5 protein-coding genes are annotated in these 5,705 nt (G+C 41.8%); 3 read left to right on the forward strand and 2 right to left on the reverse strand.

All coding sequences use genetic code 11. The features are described from left to right. Window positions 1-196 precede the first annotated feature (196 nt). Window positions 197-784 carry a hypothetical protein gene (locus Q0541_RS20485; protein ID WP_366941905.1) on the reverse strand — a complete coding sequence of 196 codons (588 nt, stop codon included), beginning with the start codon at window positions 782-784 and terminating at the stop codon, window positions 197-199. Window positions 785-1,573: 789 nt separating this feature from the next. Here Q0541_RS20485 and Q0541_RS20490 point away from each other — a divergent pair. Next, window positions 1,574-3,013 carry a DUF3131 domain-containing protein gene (locus Q0541_RS20490; RefSeq protein WP_298914387.1) on the forward strand — a complete coding sequence of 480 codons (1,440 nt, stop codon included), beginning with the start codon at window positions 1,574-1,576 and terminating at the stop codon, window positions 3,011-3,013. A gap of 160 nt (window positions 3,014-3,173) precedes the next feature. Here the strand turns inward: Q0541_RS20490 and Q0541_RS20495 are convergent, their stop codons facing one another. After that, on the reverse strand, window positions 3,174-3,986 hold the full coding sequence (locus tag Q0541_RS20495) for a DUF6602 domain-containing protein (RefSeq protein WP_298914390.1): 813 nt from the start codon (window positions 3,984-3,986) through the stop codon (window positions 3,174-3,176). A 723-nt stretch (window positions 3,987-4,709) separates the two neighbouring features. Between Q0541_RS20495 and Q0541_RS20500 the strand changes: the two genes are divergently transcribed. Both Q0541_RS20500 and Q0541_RS20505 read left to right on the forward strand, forming a co-directional pair. Further along, complete coding sequence (locus Q0541_RS20500; protein ID WP_298914393.1) at window positions 4,710-5,279, forward strand: DUF3131 domain-containing protein; 570 nt, start codon at window positions 4,710-4,712, stop codon at window positions 5,277-5,279. A gap of 139 nt (window positions 5,280-5,418) precedes the next feature. Further along, window positions 5,419-5,673, forward strand: coding sequence for a DUF3131 domain-containing protein (locus tag Q0541_RS20505; protein ID WP_298914398.1), 255 nt, complete (start codon window positions 5,419-5,421; stop codon window positions 5,671-5,673). The last annotated feature ends 32 nt before the right edge of the window (window positions 5,674-5,705 follow it).

The following is a 5,705-nucleotide window of genomic DNA, read 5'->3' on the forward strand; positions in this document are numbered from 1 at the left end:
ATTCACTTTATCAACAACTGTGATTTTTCACAACTCATTTAGGATTGCTATAGCAGACCGGGAGAAGATTTCAAATTTGATATTACTAGTTCGTCCGTTCGCGCTGAAAGGGCTGGGTCGTCGCAAAAGCTTGATGCTGCCGAAACTAATATGGCAGGCCTAGTCAGGTGCAGCACCTGGTTTAGCAGCATAGTTCTCACCTACAGACCAAATTGGGCTGACTACCGTACAACCGAAATAACGGCTGGTGACTAACTTTTACATTGCTATGCCGCAGATTGAAATCTGTCGGTTGGAGTCGATACTCGGCAAAAAGCCGCAGCAGTTCTGCTTCGTGTTCGACGGCGAACACCAAGAATAGATCCGGTCTGCGATCGCCAGTTAGAACATTGATCGCCTGATACACTGGCTCAGGGATGAAGAACGGGGGATCAACGACAATCACATCAAATTCTCGGTTAATCGGCTGCGGCTCCCGCAAATCATAAGGGAGGAAATCCGCGAATTCAGCAAATTTCGGGTCGATGTCTAGAAGCGTGACCCGACGCCCTCGTCGAAACCATTCGGCTGCAAGCCGAGGTGTACAAAGGCAACAGGGATTCGCATATACATCCAGCGCGCACACGAGCGTGGAAGCGGTTTGTTGTGTGAAGAATATCTGGCTCAACGTGAAGTCAGGAGGCACAAACTGGTCGATGGGGTCTACCCTAGACTCAAACCACGGCTGACCAGGACCGATTGCCATCCGCTCTGTCAAAATCCGCTTAAGTTGATCTTTGTCCATACGTAGACCTCTTGCGACATCTGTATAACGTCTCAAATCAGCGGCTACTGAGGTCTTTGATGCACCACTAGGATCTCATGTCAGTCGGCTGCATTGTAATGTTAGCTTGAATTTCTCACAACTGATAAAAAATAATTTAGGTGATTTTTGAAAAAGAAATTACCAGCTAAAGTAGGTTGAATCAAGATATCCCATTTGGGGAAAAGTGGATTTCGCTGTAATTTAGACTCGACTTGCTTCATAGCTTTCTTATATCAAGTTCGGGTGATTACTTATAATAAAATCTATCAATGTAGGTTGGGTTGTAGCAAGATCCCCGTAGGGGTACGCTAGTGAAACCCAGCATCTACTTCTTGTGACAGCAGAATTCAAGTATTTGAACCACATCTGTCGTAGGGGCGCAAGGGCAAGATCCCCTACCGCGTGGTCTATTTACCTGAAAATAGCTGTAATGTTGGGTTTCGTTCCTCAACCCAACCTACAGATATTATAAGTGTTTAACCGAACCTGATATTAGTCAGGGAAATCTCTTTTTGGTAAATAGTCTTAATTTGAGCAAGTGAGCGAGATACTGGCAGGCTTCATCAATAAATAGAACGTCATTGTTAGTTAGATTTAAAAGTTGGGAAAAATGTATTTGGTGAAACTACGCAAGTGTAGCCCTTGCCATCCTGATTAGGACAAGTCTGCGATGAATACCTGTCAGATCTGCTCTCTTCGATTTACTAATCTCCTAAGCTGTCTGACCACTGCTATAACAGTAATTTACAATATGAGGCTTTAATCCGAATGACTTCTGATTTTCAACCACCACCTAAGAGTTTGTCCATATTAGCTTCTGTAGGAGGAGTTGTTACCGCTGTAATAGCGATCGCAATTTTAAATTTTTGGTCTAAGCAACTTTCTCGGACCGTTCCCATAGCAAAATCTAAAATATCAACTGCCAGCCTTGATGCAAAATCTTTAGTTTTGCAAGGGACACCTATTACTAAGAGCCAACTAACAGAAGCTAAGACTCCCTATGTTGCTCCTGGAGTCGGATCATTAACTCCAGAGGAAACTGCAACTGGCCGTCAGGCTTGGTTGTACTTTCAGCGTAACTGGAACGATGAAACTGGCTTAGTTAATTCTGTCGATGGTTTTAAGGCTGTGACGATGTGGGATCAAGCAGCAGCGATCGCAGCCTTAGTCAGTGCTAGAGAACTCAATATCGTGCCTGCGCCTGAATTTGAAGCAAAAATGAGCAAAATGTTGAAAACACTGGCATCTATGCCCTTATACAAAGGTGAACTGCCCAACAAGGTCTACAATGCAAAAACCCTTATACCAGTTAATTATGGTCAACTAGAAAAACGCGAAGAAATTGGTTGGTCAGCCATCGATTTGGGGCGGATGGCAATCTGGCTAAAAATTGTTGAGGCAAAGTATCCACAGTTGCGATCGCTTTCCACAGACGTTTGGAAACATTGGCAAGTCAACCGTCTTACCAAAAATGGACAAATGTACGGTATTGCCGTTATTAAAGGCAAAGAACAATATAACCAAGAAGGTCGCTTAGGGTATGAAAATTATGCTGCCTATGGTTTGAAGCTTTGGGGCTTGGATGTTAAGCAAGCCTTGGATTATCAGTCCCATACTGCCTTTGTTAATCTTTATGGACAGGGAATTCCTTACGACCAACGGGACTATAAAAACTCTGGAGCGAATAACTACGTTCTTAGCGAACCCTATATTTTAGATGGTATCGAAACTGGGTTTCAATCTTTGCCTAAAGCTTATGCTGATCGGATTTTGGCCGCTCAAACAGCGCGTTATGAAGCGACAAAACAATTAACTGCCGTTACCGAAGACAACTTGGATCGTCCTCCATATTTTGTTTACAGCAGCTTGTTTGTCAATGGAGAACCTTGGGCAACCATCACAGATACCCGACAACAGCACAATGATTTGCGATTCCTGAGTGCCAAAGCTGCGATCGGTTGGCATGTGCTTTACAATACTACTTACACCAAGCAGTTATTTGATTTTGTCCAAGTTAACCTTAACTCTAAGGACGGCTGGTACAACGGCTTTTATGAATCCTTGCGTCAGCCGAATAAGACTCTTACCGCCAATAATAATGGCGTGATTTTAGAAAGCTTGCTGTATAAGCAAGTCGGACAACCACTTACTGTGTGGGCAGGAGTCAGGAGCCAGAAGTCAACCGAAAGGGCTATCACAACACCATAACTTACAGCTAAGATTCTAAAGCAATAAAAAAACTGGCGTTGCATAGAAGTATGAATTCGAGCAACGCCAAATAGTCTGTCGTAGACATCGTTATGCAATGTCCAAGGTGTGCATCAACTCATAACCGCAAGAATAGAATGGCAGAAAATAGTTTGACCACTCAATAAGCAAAATTGATTGCCTCCACACGAAACTGAGTGAGATATGGAAGTGGATCAAGCCAAGCTGCTTCAACGTTGTTTGTAATAACAGTCAGATTGAGAAAGAACGAAAGTAGGCTTCCCCGTGAACAATTTGCAATTTCCCATCGAATTGTAGGTTGCTGACTTAGGATTTCAGGAGTTAAGAAACTGTAAGGAATATTGCAGAAGTTGCAGAAGCCTTTGCCGAGAATGTAGACCCCATCGAGCGAAGGGCTTGGCATTGCCGATCTGTCCTGCCCAACCTGAAAAATTGGCTCAATCATTTCAAGCTCTAGATACACCTCTTTAATCCAACCATGTACTGTTTCCATCTTTGCAGGACCATCGTAAGCCACAACATAGGAAACAATAGCGGGTGGAATATATCCTGTGTGAAAGCTTTTAATGATATTGCGCGACAGTTGTTTTGCTCGATATGCAGCCTGAATAGCTTGTTTAATGCCAGCTTTGTCTAAACTTGATTTAACCTCAATTGTTGCTACAACTGACTCTGAAAGAAATCCGCTAATGCTACCTCCAAAATCCAGCTTTGGATAATTACGCTTAAAAATAACGATGTCGTACTGATTTCTCGATTCACATGGTTGTGAGTTACAATCAATAATCTCTCCAGATCCAAGAGAAACTGTGGAATTTAAGTGTTTTTCTAAAAACTCTCTAATAAATGTTTCGCGGGGTGTTCCCTTGTGTAAAGGATGTCCAGAGTTTGCTGGAATTTTAGATATTTCTAGCAAGTGCCCTTCAACTGCATTCATATGTTGTAAAAGCATGACCTTTACCCTACATTTGGATGAGGCATCTGTATATATCTGATACTGGCATTATACTGACAATCTCAAAATACGCCTTAACAACTAAAACAAAGCGGTTGAACTGGTTATTATACTGACGATTTATACATATATAATTACTGACTATTCCGTTAACTGGACTGTATAGCTCATACTTCATAATATACAGAAGCTTTGTATTTTATGTAAAATATACTAATCTTTCTCAGTTTATTTACTCAATTCGTCATAAATATATAGAAACTTTCTCCATAACATCTCTTTTTGGGCAATATACAAACTTTCTCCGTATACAGACCCCGTTTAAGTAAACAATATAGAAAATTTCCGTATAATTCACCCTGATATTTAGAATTTTTACGACTATCATCCTGTAGTCAGATACTATACAGATTTTTTCTGGATATCAAACTATGGAAAAACACCCGAAGAATTTGATGAAACAGGTTCACGATGTAATTTGCTTTAAACATTATTCATACAATACTGAGAAAACCTATATTCCAAAGCGTGGTGGTCAAGGTGTTCGTAATCCGCTTGACTCATAAAAAATCTATCATGAGTGCGCGATTTGATGTTGTTCGCTGGCGCTACTCGACTGAATCGATAAAGGCATTACGAAAAAAATAGACCTAATAAAGCTCGATTTATGAATATAGCTGTACAGACGGGCTATGACGCTTCTAACTCCTTCTTTGCATTATGATATACAAACCCCGTCAACAAAAGCTGTTGAGATGGATTGCATTGTTCTTAGTAGGAACATTTCTGCAATTGTTGTTTTACATGCCGACACCAGTCTTATCCCAAAATTCCAGTATTTGTAGCAATATTACAGCCCCACTCACCCCTGAAGAACAAACTTATGCTCGTGGTGCTTGGCAATATTTTGTCAAAAATTATCAGCCAGTAACAGGATTTACCAATTCTACTGGGGGTTATCCTTCTGGTACACTCTGGGATATGGGTAACTATCTGATGGCATTGAATGCTGCACGATGGTTGAATCTTACTGACCAAGCAGACTTTGATGCACACCTCAACAAGTTTTTGACGACTCTGAGCAGCCTGAAGTTATTTGAAGATACCTTGCCGAATAAAGTCTATAACGCAGCCACCGCACAGATGGTTGATTATGGCAACAATCCGCTGGAGCGGGGTATTGGCTGGTCTGCTTTGGATGTCGGACGAATACTTGCGGCGTTTGATGTCATCCGTACCTGTCATCCTCAGTATAATGACTGGCTTAAAGGGAGCAACGCGATTTTGTGAGGTGCTGCAACCTGGGACGTATATAGCTTGTTTCGGGATGCGATCGCAACTAAAAAACCAAGTTTTGTTGAGAATATAGAGGTATAATTGAGAACTAAACCCCGATCTCACTTTTTCGCGTTGCTCCCGGCTTAAAGGAATTGTAGCGAAATGGCAAGTGGCGCGATCGCTCAAAGATGGACAACTTTTTGGCGCTACTGTTCTTCCAGACAACAAAACGTTACTGGTGCAAGAAGGACGACTCGGCTACGAAGAATATGGCGCTAGAGGTTATCAACTTTGGGGCTTCTCTGCACCCAAGGCTATTTCTTTAGAACCGTTTAATTTAGTTGAAATTAATGGTGTCAAAATTCCCGTTGATACTCGTGATTTTAACCCTCTTTTGTCACTCTAGGCAGAAGAAAATTGGAAATAAGGGATATTGAA

This window comes from uncultured Nostoc sp., assembly GCF_937863485.1.
Classification (GTDB): domain Bacteria; phylum Cyanobacteriota; class Cyanobacteriia; order Cyanobacteriales; family Nostocaceae; genus Nostoc.